This is a genomic window from Parabacteroides sp. 52 (assembly GCF_010500925.1).
Taxonomy (GTDB): domain Bacteria; phylum Bacteroidota; class Bacteroidia; order Bacteroidales; family Tannerellaceae; genus QVMG01.
The window spans coordinates 13,088-28,748 of the sequence record NZ_QVMG01000010.1; the positions used below are offsets into that span (position 1 = coordinate 13,088).

Genomic DNA, 15,661 nt, shown 5'->3' on the forward strand with positions numbered 1-15,661 from the left:
TGTAATATTGACGCTTTGTTTTTTTTCGCCTACAATGAAAAAAAACGTATCTTTATCCCGAAAACCCTGAATCTGTAAAATCAGTAGAAAAAAATATTAAACGAAGAACGTTTTATGGTAGTTATAAATAGTTTTGAAGAATTTGAACAATACGTAGGAAAAGAACTCGGAGTTTCGGAATATCTAAAAATCACACAAGAGCAAATCAATCTTTTTGCTGATGCGACATTGGATCATCAATGGATACATGTGGATGTGGAGAAGGCAAAAGCGGAGAGTCCTTTCCAGTCTACAATTGCCCATGGATACCTGACACTCTCTGTTTTGCCTCATATGTGGGCGCAGATTGCCGATGTCCGGAATGTGAAATCTTTGATCAATTATGGTATAGAGAAGCTCAAATTCAATCAACCGGTAACGGTCGACAGTGAGATAAGGGTGCGGGTTAAATTGCTCACACTGACAAATCTGCGGGGAATAGCCAAAGCGGAGTTAAAAGCAACAATGGAAATCAAGGATTGCCCTAAAAATGCCTTTGAGGGAACCATTGTGTTTTTGTATCATTTTAATAATAAATGATCATATAGAGAAAGAAGCGTAAGGTCTGATTTGAACAAAAGATTGTTTTTGCATTTAAGGTTGTTTGTTTTTATTTTATAGCTTTGTGGCATATATAACAATATATGTCCCTATCGAAATACGTAAAGATACTATTCGTTTGCCTGTCATTTGTGGTGACTGCGCAGGCTCAATTTGTGAATTATGGCACGGATCCGGCTTCTTACAAATGGAACTTTGTTGACCTGCCGCATTATCAGTTGATTTATCCCCAAGGGCTTGATTCGATGGCCTATAAGTATGCTCTTTATCTGGAGAATATATATCCACATGTGCAAAAGAGTATAACTAAACCCTGGAAGAAAACCTTTCCTGTCGTACTTCACCCGGGTACGATGCATGCTAATGGCATGGTTGCCTGGGCTCCCCGTAGGATGGAATTGATGACTACCCCTTCTTCGAAAATTCATGCACAGAGTTGGGATAAACATCTTGTATTACATGAATCCCGTCATGTTGTGCAAACGAGCAAGCTCATGACAGGCCTCTTCAAGCCCTTGTATTTTGTTTTGGGTGAACAGGCTGCCGGAGTCTCTTCTTTTTTTTCGACCCGTTGGTTTTTTGAAGGAGATGCAGTAGGAGCAGAGACGGCACTTTCGAACAGTGGACGTGGACGTTTGCCTGAATTCAATATGACTTACCGGGCACAGTTGTTTGCCGATACATTTTATTCTTTTGATAAATGGTATCTAGGCTCATACAAAGATTATACGGGTGATTATTATGCGCTTGGATATGATTTGACCTCTTTTGCGAAGTATCGGTATGGAGGAGATATATGGGATAAAATATCCAGTCGTTATGTCAGTCGTTTTTTTCATTTGCCTCCCTTTCCCCAAGCGATAAAATATCATACGGGAGATAATGTGGATGGACTATTCGATAAGACATTTGCTTTTCTGAAGGAGGAGTGGGAAAAGTTGGAGGAGAAGGGAGAGGCCCCTGTCTATTTATCTCCTGTAGTAAAGCAATATACATCTTATCGTTATCCGCAAGCACTCAATGATTCAACTCTTATTGCAGTTAAATCCGATCTATCCGATCTGACTTCGCTGGTAAAGATAATAAATGGGAGAGAAGAGAGAATAACCTATATAGGCAGTGTCCATGGTCGTATCCATCTGAAGAAGAATCGTATTTATTGGTCAGAAAATGTCCCCGGTCTTCGTTGGACGCATGCCAATTATTCGGAAGTGAAGTATTATGATCTATTAACCGGTAAGATTCAAACCTTAACTCCCCGTAAGCGTTATTTGACTCTTGCTGTCGATAGTGAGGGGCAACAAATTGCAGTGTCTCAATTTAGTTTCTCCGGAGAGAATCAGGTGATCCTATTGGATGCGAAAAGCGGGCAGGAATTAGTTCAATATCCAACGCCGGCTAATGCTTTTATCAAAGAACTTACCTGGGGGGAAGAAGATATGCTTTTTGCCGTAGCGGTTAATGACAAGGGCTTGACTCTCTTGTCTCTCCATATGCCGAAAGGGGAATGGCAGGAGCTCTTACCTCCCACATCTGTTAATATCACATCTCCTCTTTGGCATAAGGGTGAATTGTACTTTGAGTCCGGGCTAAATGGTACCAATAATATTTATTGTATGCATTTGGCAGATAGGAAGATAGATAGAATCACTTCTTCCCGTTTTGGAGCTTTTACCCCTGCTGTCTCAGCGGATGGGAAGCAGTTGTTGTTTTCCGATTACCAGGCTAAAGGTTATCGGATAGCCTCTGTTCCGGTCGATACTGTTGTTTCGGAGGATTCCTCTTTTGATAAGCCTTATACTTTTGCTTTGGCAGAGGCTATCGCAGAGCAGGAGAAGTTTAATTTGGATTCGGCCGTATTAGAACCGGTTGCATTTGCCCCTAAACCCTATAAAAAAAGGATGCATACTTTTAAGGTGCATAGTTGGGCTCCTTTCTATTATGATGTTTCAGATGTAGTGAACGGGGGAGCGGATGATTTCAGTACAATGGTCAAACCCGGTGTCATGATTCTTTCTCAAAACGCCTTGAATACAGCCATTACCCAGGCCGGTTGGTATTATAAAGACAACTCTCATCATGGGAAATTGGCCTTTACCTATTTGGGATGGTATCCGGTGATTGATCTAGCAGTCGATTATGGAGGCAAATCTTTTGCGATGAGTTGGGTGAAAAACGAAGAGGGTAAAGAGGTGATTCAAGCTCATTACAGCCGGCGTAAACTGATAGAGGCTGAGGCCCGTCTCTATATACCCTTTAATCTGTCGAAAGATCATTTCATCCGAGGGGTACAACCAGCAGTTACTTATTATTTTACCAACAACCGGTACCAACAGTTTGACAGCCATAAATACCGGAACTTTCAATACCTCTTGTCTGAACTCCGTTTTTATAATTACCGGCGCATGGCACATCGGGATATTCTGCCACGCTGGGGGTATCAATTGCGTTTGCAATATCTGCATACTCCTTTTCATACGGAGAATTATGGAAGTCTTTATACCGGTAAACTGACTACTTATTGGCCCGGACTGATTCGCAATCATAGTTTGATGGTACGTCTGGGATATCAGTATCAAGCGATGGATGATAAAGTCTTATATATCCCTAAGCGTTTGATGGATAAGACCCGCGGGTATGATTTTTTATACCAGACCCGCCAGCAACTGACAGCAAAAGCAGATTATGCCTTTACTGTTGCCTGTCCGGATGTCAGTATCGGCTCACTTTTGTATGTACGGCGTGTGCGAACGAACCTCTTTTATGATTACACGTATAATCAGGCACAGAAACACAGTGGATGGACTACCCAAAGTTCGGTCGGAATGGACTGCATATTCGACTGGAATGTGATTCGCATGAGTTATCCCCTTTCTTTAGGAGTTCGGTTGATTCACCCCATTGATTATGGAAAGTTTCAGACAGAGATACTCTTTTCTATGGACTTTTAGTCCGTATCCCATTAAAAAATCCTTTTACTCAAACCGGATGGTTTTGGCCGGATCTATTTGGGTAATCAAAAAAGAGGGAGCTAACATCATCAGCATAGCCGCAGAGAGGGTGCCTATGTTTAACAGGAATAAGGACGATAGGCTTAGATCAATAGGTACCGCATCGAGGTAATAGGTCGATGCATCCAAAGGAATGAGGTGGAAATAAGATTGAATAATACAAATAAGAATCCCGATTATATTCCCCCATAACATACCTTTTCCGATAATAAAGAAAGAGACATACAGGAATATTTTACGTATGCTGGTATTGTTTTGTCCCAATGCTTTTAATATACCAATCATATTTGTGCGTTCCAGGATGATGATTAACAAACCGGATATCATCGTGAATCCGGCAACGGCTAACATCAATATAAGGATGACTACGACGTTTACGTCGAGCACATCCAGCCAACTGAAGATCATCGGGTTTAATTCTTTTATAGAACGTGTATAATAGGTGTTACCCAAGCGATCCTGCTTCTCGGACAATGTGAAAAAGAGGTTTTCAGCTATCTGGTCAAGCTGGTCGTAATCGCTCACCTGCAACTCCACTCCACTGACCTGGTCGTCTTCCCATTCATTCAAACGGCGTACCTGTTTGATGTCTCCGATGATAAATAATTTGTCGTAATCCAGAAACCCTGTCTCGTAAATACCTGTGATATGGAAGCGACGGGTGCGGGAGGCGTCCTCTTGCATGAAATAGGCAAGGAATGTGTCGTCCACCTTTAAGCCGAGTAAATCGGTCAGGTAACGGGATATGAGTACGTCCGTCGAGTTTTTCTTCGGATCGATAGTGAAAATTTCTCCTTCTTTCAGGTTGTCGCGAAAGAAGGTCCAGTCAAAGTCTTCGTCTATGCCTTTCAGTACAATTCCCTGAAAATCATTGTCTGTCTTCAGTATCCCCGGTTTAGTGGCAAAGGTCTCCACATGGCTAATGCCAGGGAATGCCCGCAAACTGTCCCGCAAACCGGCAGGAATGGTGATGGGGGTTGATTCGAAAGAAGAGTTATTATCAAAATTTGTGATCTGGATATGTGAACCAAAACCGATCACTTTGTTGCGAACCTCTTTTTTAAAACCGACAATGATTGCTACGGATAAAATCATTACCGCTAATCCCAAAGCGATGCCAATCATAGCAATACGCACAGCAGGAGGTGCGACCTGACGACCACCGTCCTGGCTGAAATGAATTTTTCGGGCGATAAAGAGTTCTAGGTTCAAAGGGTAACGATTAATGATTAATGATTAACGATTAATTATGAATGATTAACTGTTAATCGTTAATCATTCATCGTTAACCGTTATTATACTGTTCTTCCCGGATAAGCTTCAAGTGCTTTGGCTAAGACGACAAGCGCTTTTCCGAGTTCTTCTTTATTTAACACATAGGCAATGCGCACCTCATTTATTCCTAATCCCGGATTGGTGTAAAAGCCGGAAGCAGGTGCCAGCATAATCGTTTGGCCTTCGTATTCAAATTCATCCAGGCACCAGGCACAGAACGTATCGGAATTGTCTACCGGCAGTTTGGCTACTGTATAAAAGGCTCCCATCGGTATAGGAGAATAACATCCCGGAATACGATTCAATCCATCGATCAGAAAGTTGCGGCGTTCTAAATATTCATTGTATACATTCAGCATATACTCATCCGGCGTATCCAATGAAGCTTCTGCTATAATCTGCCCGATCAGGGGAGGACTTAACCGTGCCTGACACCATTTCATTACATTTTCACGCACCTGTTTGTTTTTGGTAATAATGGCGCCGATACGGATACCACATTCGCTGTATCGTTTAGACACGGAATCGACTAAAACCACGTTGTTTTCTATCCCTTCCAGGTGAAGGGCAGAGATATAGGGCGCTCCTGTATAACAAAATTCCCGGTACACTTCATCGGAAAAGAGGAAGAGATCGTATTTCTTTACCAGATCCCGGATCTGTTCCATCTCTTTGCGGGTGTACAGGTATCCGGTCGGATTATTCGGATTACAAATCAGAATCGCTTTGGTGCGGGGGGTGATCAGTTTTTCGAACTGTTCAATAGACGGCAACGCAAAGCCCTCTTCGATAGAGGAAGGTACTGTTTTTATCACAGCTCCGCTGGAAATGGCAAAAGCCATGTAGTTGGCATAAGCCGGTTCGGGCACAATGATCTCATCTCCCGGATCCAGACAGGCCATAAAAGAAAAAGAAACGGCTTCGGACCCTCCGGAAGTGATGATGATATCATCCACATCAACAAGGATCTTAAACTTTGCATAGTATTTCACCAGTTTCTCCCGGAACGAATGAACGCCTTCACTGGGTGAATATTCTAATATTTCCCGGTCAATATGCCGCATGGCATCCATCGCTACTTCGGGTGTAGGGATATCAGGTTGACCGATATTCAGATGATATACCTTGGTCCCCTTCGCTTTGGCTTTGTTAGCCAGCGGAACAAGTTTACGGATAGGAGAGGCAGGCATATTGACTCCTCGTTGCGATATATTGGGCATTTTGTACTAAATTGTATTATAAACAACAATCGTTTCTGAAAAATGATACAAAAATAGCGTAAGTTGCGATACTATGCAAGTAAACGAATCGATTAAATGCCTGGAGGAGCAGAATCTTTACTGGCATGCATCGTCGAGATAAATGCGTTGGGGTCAATGAGTTTCACTTCTTCTTTCAGACGCGGCATGTCTTTTCGTTCGGCTATCGTAAAGATAATCTCCCGTTCGGTGCCTTCGTACATGCCCCGGCCGTGCAGGAAGGTGCCGCGCATATGCATTTTGCTCACGATTAGTTCTTTGACTTCCTCTGTCTTTTTAGAGACAATAAAAACAGCCCGGTTAGGGTTTTCTACCTGAAACATATCCACCACCTTTCCATAGACAAATATGGTAAACCAGGAATACAGGGGAACCGCCCAATCCTGGAAGGCAAGCAGTCCGAACAGGACGACGATTGAATCCAGGATAATAATCATATTACTGACTTTTATATTTGAATTATTGGCTAAGACCCTGGCCAGTACATCCGTGCCGGCACTTGTACTTTCGGCCCGGAACACACAAGTCACCCCGATTCCTAATATGGCACCTCCATAGAATGCCGCAATAAAAGTATCATTTGCCAATAGCGGTTCGGTGAAAATATAAGACAGCGTATCTGTGAAGATAGAAATAAGCAAAAAGGTCACTACCGTTTTCGGACCGGATGAAAGCCCCAGCTTTTTTATTGCCAGAAACAACAAAGGCACATTAAAAAAGAGAGCAGTAATCCCCATGGGCAGCCCTTCCGGTAAAAAAGGAAAGAGCCCTTTGGTGAGATGATGCAATACGATAGAGATACCGTATACACCTCCCGGCACAATTTTATAGGGGGCGAGGAAAAGCACATAACTGAGTGCTTGCAGAAAGGCTCCGACTATGATCAGAGAATAGTCAACGACATGGTTTTTCCATGTAACAGGCATTGGAAAAGCGAGTTTTTGTTTCATCTTTAGCTCTTGCATTATTTGTGTTAACGGTGCAAAGATATAGAAAAAAAAGAAGCTGCATCTCATTTGATACAGCCTCTTCTTTGCTACCTGCAATCGAAATCTATTTAATCGTTTTTAGCAAACTGTAAATCGGTATGTAGCAGTGCTTCTTCCTGTAAATAATTATTGTTTGTTACATTCACGAGGGCTACATATTTCCGGTATTGTTCTGTATTCAATACCTCTTTCATCAATTTCAAATTACCATAAATAGCCTCTTTCTTCTTTTGCTCCTGAAGTCCGGTGTTGTATTTAAACACTTCCTCCTGTTTTTCAATAAAATAGGCATTGATATCCGAGACCTCTTGTAACTGATTATTATCCAATGCCAAGAATTTACTTAACTGATTTGTATTAATCACTAAAGGTCTCAGACTGATTTTTGAACTCTGTTGGGCAAAACTCAGGGATGCACACAATGTCAATGCCATAACGGCAACAATTAAACGTTTCATAACCTACTCTTTTAATTTGTTAAACTAATTACCTAAAAAACTACTATTTTCTCAAAAACAATCTTTTTGCTTTGGAAGAATAATTTCTTCCCTTATTTGTGTTTCTTTGATTGTAAATGAGGGTATGCGTTTAATCTATTAAATGGCAAAATAGATGAATGAACGTTTTTTATCTATAAAACAGGCATTTGAATCGACCTATAACCGGAGCTTTTTCTTTCGTATTTATTGATTCAAAGCCTGTTGGATATCGGCAATGATATCTTCCACATTTTCAATACCGGTAGAAAAACGAATCAGATCCGGGGCAATGCCGGCTTCCTGCAATTGTTCATCACTGAGTTGACGGTGTGTATGACTGGCGGGATGTAAGACACAAGTGCGTGCATCCGCTACGTGTGTGACAATAGCTACCAGCTTCAGGTTATCCATAAAGCGGATAGACTCTTCCCGTCCTCCTTTCAAGCCGAAAGAAAGTACACCGCACGAACCGTTCGGCAGGTATTTTTTTGTCAGCTCATGATGTTCACTGTCTTCCAGATCCGGATAATTCACCCAGGCTACTTTGTCGTTATTCTTCAACCATTGGGCAACCGCTAAGGCATTTTTGCAATGTTGTGGCATGCGTAGATGCAATGTTTCCAATCCCAGGTTAAGCAGGAACGCATTTTCAGGAGCCTGTATAGATCCCAGGTCGCGCATCAGTTGCGAAGTGGCTTTGGTGATATAAGCTCCTTTGCCGAAGGATTTTGTATAGGTCAGACCGTGATAAGATTCATCCGGCGTACAAAGTCCCGGGAATTTATCGGCATGCGCTTCCCAATCGAAATTACCACTGTCCACGATGCAACCGCCTACAGCGGCAGCATGACCGTCCATATACTTGGTAGTAGAGTGAGTCACAATGTCGGCTCCCCATTCAAAAGGGCGGCAGTTGATCGGTGTCGGGAAGGTATTGTCGACGATCAGAGGCACCCCCTGTTTGTGGGCTATCCGGGCAAACTTCTCTATATCCAGTACCATGACACCCGGATTGGACAAGGTCTCGCCGAACAACGCTTTTGTTTGCGGACGGAAGGCCTTGCTGATCTCCTCTTCAGAGGCATTCTGGTCGACAAAAGTACATTCTATACCCAGTTTTTTCATGGTCACGGCAAACAGGTTGTAGGTGCCTCCATAGATGCTGGTAGCCGTAACGAAATGATCACCTGCCTCGCATATATTGAAAAGAGCGTAGAAGTTGGCTGCTTGTCCCGAAGAGGTCAACATCCCGGCCACTCCCCCTTCCAAGGCGGTGATTTTGGCGGCCACAGCGTCGTTGGTCGGATTCTGTAAGCGGGTATAAAAATAGCCACTCTCTTCCAGGTCAAACAACTTGGCCATCTGCTCGCTTGTTTCGTACTTAAAGGTTGTACTTTGGTAGATAGGGAGCACACGAGGCTCGCCTTTTTTGGGTGTCCAACCGGCCTGTACGCACAGGGTTCCCGGTTTCCAATTGTTACTCATATTATTTGTTATTTAATGATATATTCAAATTAGGGAGCAAAAATAAGAAAAAAGTAGAATGATAAGCTGTCTCAGGTTCCCAAGCGATTTAATACCTCTAAAAAGAAAGGGATGGCCGTGTCGGAATGATCTGTTTCAAAAGACTTTAATTCCACCTGGCATCCTTTGTTTTGGAAGCTTTCATAGGCTTTTTCTGCATTTATGTGAGGAACCGTTTGATCCTTTTTGCCGTGAACCAATAAAAGGAATGCTTGGGGTGTCCACCCGATCACATTGTTTCTGTGCAGGGAGGTGTATAATTTGTTGAGGTCTGCATTTTTGTTCGGCTGAAACAGGTCGGGATGCATAAAGTCGCTCAACTTCTTACTACCTAATTTCTTTTCTATCTCTGCCAGGCTGTATTTTTTGCTGATACACCAGTCTGTGTAGTTCGACAGTAAAGGCTCTTGAAATACATTGGCGTAATTGAGGTTTAACTGATCTCCGTAATCCAGGCCGATGGTTGCAAGAAGCACCGTGGGGGGATTGTCTAATGTGTTGCTTTCGATGAATAGGTCGAACATACTTGCCGGCACATACGGGCCGCCACCGGCAAAAACCCGCCTTATGGATATCTCCTCTGCATAGTGTTCTTCCGCCATTTGGGCAAATGCCAATGCCGAATATCCCCCTTGCGAATAGCCGATAATGTCTATTTCCTTTCCTATAGGTGTGTTTCTCTTTTCCATGTATTCACGGGCGGCAAAGAAGATATCGACAGAGACACGTCCGGCACTTTCGGCATGGAGGTAGGTTTGTGGCAGGTCTACGGTCGATCCGAACCCCAGGTAGTCCGGCGCTATCACCACATAACCGAATAAGGCTAAGGCCGATTCGATGATGGCCATTGTGGAAGAGGGAGCTTCCCGGTTGGCGCCTATCGAATAATGTTCCCCGACGACGACGCCTTTGATAGGTCCCTTTGTCGGGTATGAAATAATGCCGGAAGCCTCCACCGGATTCCCTTTCGGGTCTTTGCTTTTATACCGGATGGCATCTGTCTGTATCTTTGTGTCGGGCAGAAGCAAAGCAATGAAATCCGGCACATCCGAACTTAAACGTTTGAGCAGTGAAGTCCTGTCCAGCGAAACCGATTCGGTTACGGCAATGAAATAGTTTGCATCCGTTGGATCCGGTATTTCTTTTTCATCTCCATGGGAACAGGCAAAGAAGCCATTCAATAGAAGAAAGAAGAACAAATAGTATATACAGGGATTTTTTTCTTTTTTCATATGGGGTAAGGGGCTTGTACGCTTTAAAAGATCAAAGACTGTAAAGGTAGGAATTTATTCTTACTTTTGCGGACTATTTCAAGAAGAATGCAAGGAACAAAGAATCTCACACAGGGACCGATTACGCGCCAACTATTTAATCTGGCTTTGCCTATTATGGGCACCTCTTTTATTCAAATGGCTTATAGCTTGACAGATATGGCCTGGGTCGGACGCCTGGGTAGTGAGTCGGTGGCGGCCATAGGCGCGGTAGGCATATTGACTTGGATGACACACTCGATCTCTTTGTTGAGTAAGGTAGGCTCGGAGGTGAGTGTCGGACAAAGCATCGGTGCCCGTCATGAGGAGGATGCCCGTCACTTTGCCTCGCACAACCTGACCATCGGCCTTCTTCTTTCCCTCGGCTGGGGAGCGATGATGTTTCTTTTGGCTTATCCGATTATTGGGGTCTATAAACTGGATGCCCTTATTTCGGACAAAGCGATTGTCTATTTACGGATTGTTTCTACGGCTTTCCCTTTTGTTTTTCTTTCTTCCGCTTTTACCGGCATTCATAATGCCGCGGGGTTAAGCAAGATCCCTTTTTATATCAGTGGGGCAGGGCTGGTGATGAATATGATCTTGGATCCTCTCTTCATCTTTGGGTTTGGCTGGGGCACGGCAGGAGCGGCCTGGGCTACCTGGTTTTCACAGGCTATCGTTTGTATAGTCTTTGTTTATCATGTCAAGAGGAAGAGCCGTTTGTTGGGTGGTTTTCCTTTTTTTGTACGCTTAAAGGCTACATATACCCGACGCGTCATCCGATTGGGATTGCCCGTAGCCTTGTTGAATACTTTTTTTGCCGTAATCAATTTGTTGATGGGGCGGACCGCCTCTACCTATGGTGGACATATCGGCTTGATGACCCTTACGGCCGGTGGGCAGATAGAAGCCATTGCCTGGAATACCTCGCAAGGCTTCAGTACCGGGTTAAGTGCCTTTGTGGCACAGAATTATGCGGCACGCAAGAGTGAACGTGTTGTCAGTGCCTATCATACGACATTGAAAATGACTACCCTTTTGGGGCTTTTCTGTACCCTGCTTTTTGTATGCTGGGGAAGTGAACTCTTTGCTTTGATTGTGCCCGAGAAGGCGGCTTATGAGGCAGGGGGGATCTTTTTGCGTATCGATGGCTATTCCATGGTGTTTATGATGCTCGAAATAACGATGCAAGGATTGTTTTATGGAACAGGGCGCACCGTTCCTCCCGCTATTATCAGTATTGCGTTTAACACACTCAGAATCCCTTTGGCTATTGGATTGGCAGCAGCAGGGTGGGGAATCGTCGGAGTATGGTGGGCCATCAGTATCTCCAGCATACTGAAAGGCATTGCCTCTTTTCTCTGGATTCGCTTTTTGCAAAAGAGGGTGTTGCTCTGAAAAAGCAAACACAGAAGGATACGGGAACTCTTGCTTTTCTTCCTAACTCAATTAATAGAAGGCATTTGCCGCTGTGTTATAGGGTAAAAACGCAAGGGAATAAAATTGCTGACGATCGTCAGCAATTTTGCCGATAATTGTCAGCAATTTTGCCGACATATATCAGCAATTTTGCCGACGTATATCGGCAAAATTATTTACCGGCAAAAAAGGAATGAAATGATGCAGGAAGAAACAGGGCTTGACCGGGCATACAATGCCAAGGAGCCACCGGTCGGTCTAACCGCAAAGGGATGAAACAGCGGTTTATTTGTCTTTAGAGGGGGAGACGAATGCAGCATATACCTGCATGATGGCAGCAATGGTTAAGCAGAGTACCCATTCTTTTCGTTCGGAAAACATCAAACCGGAAGAGAGGATCATTAATAATCCGGCGATGATATTATAACGATGTAATCTTTTTTGCCTGAAATCCATCTCTTGGGTAGGGAGGGTAAAATAAGATACAGCAATACCAGCTGCTCCTACGGCAAAGAGGTAGGGCGCATAAAACCATTGCGTAAAATGCAAAATAGCACCTGCCAGCAACAATAAACCGGCGGTAGTGAAAATAACTGTTCGTGTGTGTTGATTCATTTATTTATCCTTGATGATGAAAATGTCTTCATCGGATTTTTTCATAAGATATTCTTCCCGGGCGAAGCGTTCCAATCCTTCTTTATCCGTATGCAGGTCGTTTAGTTTTTGTCGGTTGGTCACTATCTCTGCCTCGTAGAATTTGATTTCTTTTTCCAGTTCCCGGATCTTTTCTTCATATACGTATCGTTTATACAGGCTGCTGTCGCCCGTTGTAAATGTAAAGATAAGGAAGACAATGGTCACCAACCAATAAGCATTGATCCATGCAAAATACTTCGTGTAAAAGTCCTTGATGCGCGACATAGGGTATATGTTTTTTGCAAATATAAATGAAATATTTTGTTTATCTTTGTCTATTCAATAAAAAGCGACGCATGGATAACTATATTGTTTCGGCAAGGAAATACCGTCCTTCTACATTTCAAAGTGTGGTGGGGCAGAAAACACTCACCACTACATTGAAGAATGCTATACAGAACAATAAACTGGCGCATGCTTATTTGTTTTGTGGTCCCCGTGGGGTAGGGAAGACCTCTTGTGCCCGTATATTTGCCAAGACGATCAACTGCCTGAGTCTGACCGCAGAAGGGGAATCCTGTAATGCTTGTGAGTCGTGTATGGCCTTTAATGAGCAACGTTCCTATAATATCCACGAACTGGATGCGGCCTCCAATAATTCGGTGGATGATATTCGTTCCCTCATTGACCAGGTACGTATTCCGCCGGCTATCGGAAAATATAAAGTATTCATTATTGATGAGGTCCATATGTTAAGCTCGGCTGCCTTTAATGCTTTCTTGAAAACATTGGAGGAACCGCCTCATCATGCTCTTTTTATTCTGGCGACCACCGAGAAGCATAAGGTATTACCCACTATCCTGTCTCGTTGCCAGATCTATGACTTCTCCCGCATAACGATTGCGGATATGGTGGAGCATCTGCAATATGTGGCCTCCTGTGAACAGGCTACGGCAGAGGCGGAAGCCCTTAATGTAATTGCTCAAAAGGCGGATGGAGGGATGCGTGATGCGCTTTCTATCTTTGACCAGGTGTTGAGTTTTACAAACGGGAATATTACGTATCAGGCGGTTATTGACAACCTGAATGTATTGGATTATGAATATTATTTCCGATTGACCGATGCCATACTGACGGGCAATGTGCGGGCGGCTATTCTTATCCTCAATGAGATTCTGCGTATCGGTTTTGACGGACAGAATATTATTACCGGATTGGCTGGGCATTTCCGTGACCTGTTGGTATGTAAGGATCCGTCTACATTGGTATTGTTTGAGGTCGGTGCTTCTATCCGCGAACGATACATAGAGATGGCTAAACGTTGTTCGGATATATTGCTGTTTAAAGCCATTGAGATGGCTAACCGCTGCGACTTGGATTACCGTACCAGCCGCAACAAACGCCTCCTTCTGGAATTGACATTGATTCAGTTATGCCAATTGAATCATCCAGCGGCTCAACCGGGGGATGAGGATAAAAAAAAAACACTGATTGAACCCCTTGCGGGTACTCCTGTTACTTCTCCAGCGGCTCAGTCGACGCAACCGGTACAAGCGCTCCCCTCTGTTTCCCAATCGGCAGCAAAGGTGGTGACCACCCATATGCCGTCGAATGCACCCATCCCGATGCCACAGGCTCCACCTCCGGCAGGCTCGCAGGTGAAAAAGCAGGCACGTCCGATGAGTACTTCCATCAAAGAACTGCAGAATGACCGTCCCAAAGAAAAAATAGTGGAGGAGGTCAAGGCAGTCGAGGAGGTGGTGACTCCTTTTGCGGAAGACGATTTATTGATTCACTGGAATGGTTTTGCCGAGACGATCGATACGAAGGTGTATCTGAAGAATACGATGATGAACTGCAAGCCTGTATTGCAGGCTGATTATTGCTTCGAGGTAGCGGTGCATAACCAGGGACAGCAGGACGAACTGATGAATGGAGCCCTTTATATTCTTTCCTATCTGCGGCAGCAACTCCATAATACGCGTATCCAGATGCGGGTGCGTATCAGCGAGTCGAATGAGAAGAAACTAGCCTATACCTCCACCGAGAAATACGAACATCTGGTAGAGATCAATCCTTTGTTGGAAAAACTCAAAGAAGAGTTTAACCTGGCGATAGATTGATTCGTTGAAAGATTTTCTTTTTTCAGGGGAAGTATTCGAGGAATAGATCTTTGACCTGTTCTTTTGTTTTCTCAAAATCCGGCGAAAAGCCGATTTCTTTTTGTAAAGAAGTAACCCCTTTGTCTACAAAACCACAGGGGTTGATAAGTGAGTAATAGTTTAAATCCGTATGTATATTTAAGGCAAAGCCGTGCATGGTCACATACCGGCTGCTCTTTACGCCGATCGCACATATCTTACGCGCTTTGCCGGGTACTTCCGGATCCAGCCATACCCCGGTAGCCCCTGCCAAACGTTCGCCTTTTAGCTTGTATAAAGAGAGGAAACGAATGACAATATCTTCCATGCGGCCAATGTATTCTTTCAGACCGATGCCCCATTTCTCCAGATCAAAAACCGGATAACCCGTGATCTGTCCCGGTCCGTGATAGGTAATATCCCCTCCTCTGTTGATATGATAGAGCGTGGCTCCTTTTTCTTTCAACAGAGCCTCCGGGATTAATAGATTGTCCTCTTTCCCGCTTTTCCCAAGGGTAAATACCGGATTGTGTTCGCAGAAGAATAATTGGTTAATTCCCTGTCTCCCTTCCTTTTTGGCCGTTAATAAATCCTGGAATGCGTTTGTCTGGATCTCCAGGGCAGAGGAATAATCGATCATTCCCAGGTCGTGGTAGGTGAATGGCTTCATTTCTTTTTTTTGTTTGGATTGTTTGACAGAGTAATCAAACAAAAGTATATATAATTTACTTTCAGTACAATTTTTGTATCCCAATTTGTATTTGCCCTGTCTCTCTTTTTGTTTCGGGCAGAAAGGATGTCAAAAGATTCATTATCTTTGTCTTTTGATATGAATCCGTTCTAAGTAAGGTTTTATCATGCGTCTGTTTGTTTGGGAAAAGCGATGGATGAAAGGCTAAAAATGTATGGAATCGTTTGGATTCAGAATGACTAATAGTTATTAAAGTGAAAAAAATAAATATAATTACACCGGTAAAAGATTCGATAGAATTGACATTACAAACTATTGATGCGATCTTGTCGTCCCGGTTTACCATTCCTTATACATATACTGTTTACAACGATTACAGCACTC

Annotated in this window: 13 protein-coding genes and 1 pseudogene; 5 read left to right on the forward strand and 9 right to left on the reverse strand. The window is 43.6% G+C overall.

Annotated features, from left to right (window positions below; translation table 11 throughout):
- The first annotated feature begins 114 nt into the window (after positions 1–114).
- Positions 115–579, forward strand: a complete 465-nt coding sequence (locus D0T51_RS07300; protein ID WP_163727292.1) for a MaoC family dehydratase — start codon at positions 115–117, stop codon at positions 577–579.
- 104 nt (positions 580–683) lie between these two features.
- Complete coding sequence (locus tag D0T51_RS07305) at positions 684–3,551, forward strand: hypothetical protein (protein ID WP_163727295.1); 2,868 nt, start codon at positions 684–686, stop codon at positions 3,549–3,551.
- 24 nt (positions 3,552–3,575) lie between these two features.
- Here D0T51_RS07305 and D0T51_RS07310 read toward each other — a convergent pair whose 3' ends face one another.
- From D0T51_RS07310 to D0T51_RS07335, 6 genes are all read right to left on the reverse strand, one after another.
- The gene (locus D0T51_RS07310; protein ID WP_163727298.1) at positions 3,576–4,823 is read right to left on the reverse strand and encodes an ABC transporter permease; all 1,248 of its coding nucleotides are present in this window, start codon (positions 4,821–4,823) and stop codon (positions 3,576–3,578) included.
- An 83-nt stretch (positions 4,824–4,906) separates the two neighbouring features.
- On the reverse strand, positions 4,907–6,106 hold the full coding sequence (locus D0T51_RS07315) for a pyridoxal phosphate-dependent aminotransferase (RefSeq protein ID WP_163727301.1): 1,200 nt from the start codon (positions 6,104–6,106) through the stop codon (positions 4,907–4,909).
- Positions 6,107–6,198: 92 nt separating this feature from the next.
- On the reverse strand, positions 6,199–7,095 hold the full coding sequence (locus D0T51_RS07320) for a YitT family protein (protein WP_163727304.1): 897 nt from the start codon (positions 7,093–7,095) through the stop codon (positions 6,199–6,201).
- Between the two features lie 107 nt (positions 7,096–7,202).
- Entirely contained in the window at positions 7,203–7,592 is a 390-nt protein-coding gene (locus tag D0T51_RS07325; protein ID WP_163727307.1) for a hypothetical protein, read from the reverse strand.
- A 225-nt stretch (positions 7,593–7,817) separates the two neighbouring features.
- Positions 7,818–9,098 carry an O-acetylhomoserine aminocarboxypropyltransferase/cysteine synthase family protein gene (locus tag D0T51_RS07330; RefSeq protein ID WP_163727309.1) on the reverse strand — a complete coding sequence of 427 codons (1,281 nt, stop codon included), beginning with the start codon at positions 9,096–9,098 and terminating at the stop codon, positions 7,818–7,820.
- A gap of 71 nt (positions 9,099–9,169) precedes the next feature.
- On the reverse strand, positions 9,170–10,369 hold the full coding sequence (locus D0T51_RS07335; protein WP_163727313.1) for a lipase family protein: 1,200 nt from the start codon (positions 10,367–10,369) through the stop codon (positions 9,170–9,172).
- A gap of 87 nt (positions 10,370–10,456) precedes the next feature.
- Here D0T51_RS07335 and D0T51_RS07340 point away from each other — a divergent pair, with 87 nt between their 5' ends.
- The gene (locus D0T51_RS07340) at positions 10,457–11,788 is read left to right on the forward strand and encodes an MATE family efflux transporter (RefSeq protein ID WP_163727316.1); all 1,332 of its coding nucleotides are present in this window, start codon (positions 10,457–10,459) and stop codon (positions 11,786–11,788) included.
- 306 nt (positions 11,789–12,094) lie between these two features.
- On the opposite strand, the gene D0T51_RS07345 is transcribed toward D0T51_RS07340, so the two are convergent.
- Entirely contained in the window at positions 12,095–12,424 is a 330-nt protein-coding gene (locus tag D0T51_RS07345; protein WP_163727319.1) for a hypothetical protein, read from the reverse strand.
- Positions 12,425–12,730, reverse strand: a complete 306-nt coding sequence (locus D0T51_RS07350) for a septum formation initiator family protein (protein WP_163727322.1) — start codon at positions 12,728–12,730, stop codon at positions 12,425–12,427.
- Positions 12,731–12,801: 71 nt separating this feature from the next.
- On the opposite strand from D0T51_RS07350, the gene D0T51_RS07355 reads away from it, so the two are divergent.
- Complete coding sequence (locus D0T51_RS07355; RefSeq protein ID WP_163727325.1) at positions 12,802–14,568, forward strand: DNA polymerase III subunit gamma/tau; 1,767 nt, start codon at positions 12,802–12,804, stop codon at positions 14,566–14,568.
- Between the two features lie 22 nt (positions 14,569–14,590).
- On the opposite strand, the gene lipB is transcribed toward D0T51_RS07355, so the two are convergent.
- On the reverse strand, positions 14,591–15,298 hold the full coding sequence (gene lipB, locus D0T51_RS07360) for a lipoyl(octanoyl) transferase LipB (protein WP_255495790.1): 708 nt from the start codon (positions 15,296–15,298) through the stop codon (positions 14,591–14,593).
- 233 nt (positions 15,299–15,531) lie between these two features.
- Between lipB and D0T51_RS12295 the strand changes: the two are divergent.
- A pseudogene (locus D0T51_RS12295) lies at positions 15,532–15,661 on the forward strand (glycosyltransferase family 2 protein); the annotation flags it as partial.

Coding starts and splice junctions, on each gene's coding strand:
- D0T51_RS07300 (WP_163727292.1), top strand. CDS start 115: ATGGTAGTTATAAATAGTTTTGAAGAATTTGAACAATACGTAGGAAAA.
- D0T51_RS07305 (WP_163727295.1), top strand. CDS start 684: ATGTCCCTATCGAAATACGTAAAGATACTATTCGTTTGCCTGTCATTT.
- D0T51_RS07315 (WP_163727301.1), bottom strand. CDS start 6,106: ATGCCCAATATATCGCAACGAGGAGTCAATATGCCTGCCTCTCCTATC.
- D0T51_RS07320 (WP_163727304.1), bottom strand. CDS start 7,095: ATGAAACAAAAACTCGCTTTTCCAATGCCTGTTACATGGAAAAACCAT.
- D0T51_RS07325 (WP_163727307.1), bottom strand. CDS start 7,592: ATGAAACGTTTAATTGTTGCCGTTATGGCATTGACATTGTGTGCATCC.
- D0T51_RS07330 (WP_163727309.1), bottom strand. CDS start 9,098: ATGAGTAACAATTGGAAACCGGGAACCCTGTGCGTACAGGCCGGTTGG.
- D0T51_RS07335 (WP_163727313.1), bottom strand. CDS start 10,369: ATGAAAAAAGAAAAAAATCCCTGTATATACTATTTGTTCTTCTTTCTT.
- D0T51_RS07340 (WP_163727316.1), top strand. CDS start 10,457: ATGCAAGGAACAAAGAATCTCACACAGGGACCGATTACGCGCCAACTA.
- D0T51_RS07345 (WP_163727319.1), bottom strand. CDS start 12,424: ATGAATCAACACACACGAACAGTTATTTTCACTACCGCCGGTTTATTG.
- D0T51_RS07350 (WP_163727322.1), bottom strand. CDS start 12,730: ATGTCGCGCATCAAGGACTTTTACACGAAGTATTTTGCATGGATCAAT.
- D0T51_RS07355 (WP_163727325.1), top strand. CDS start 12,802: ATGGATAACTATATTGTTTCGGCAAGGAAATACCGTCCTTCTACATTT.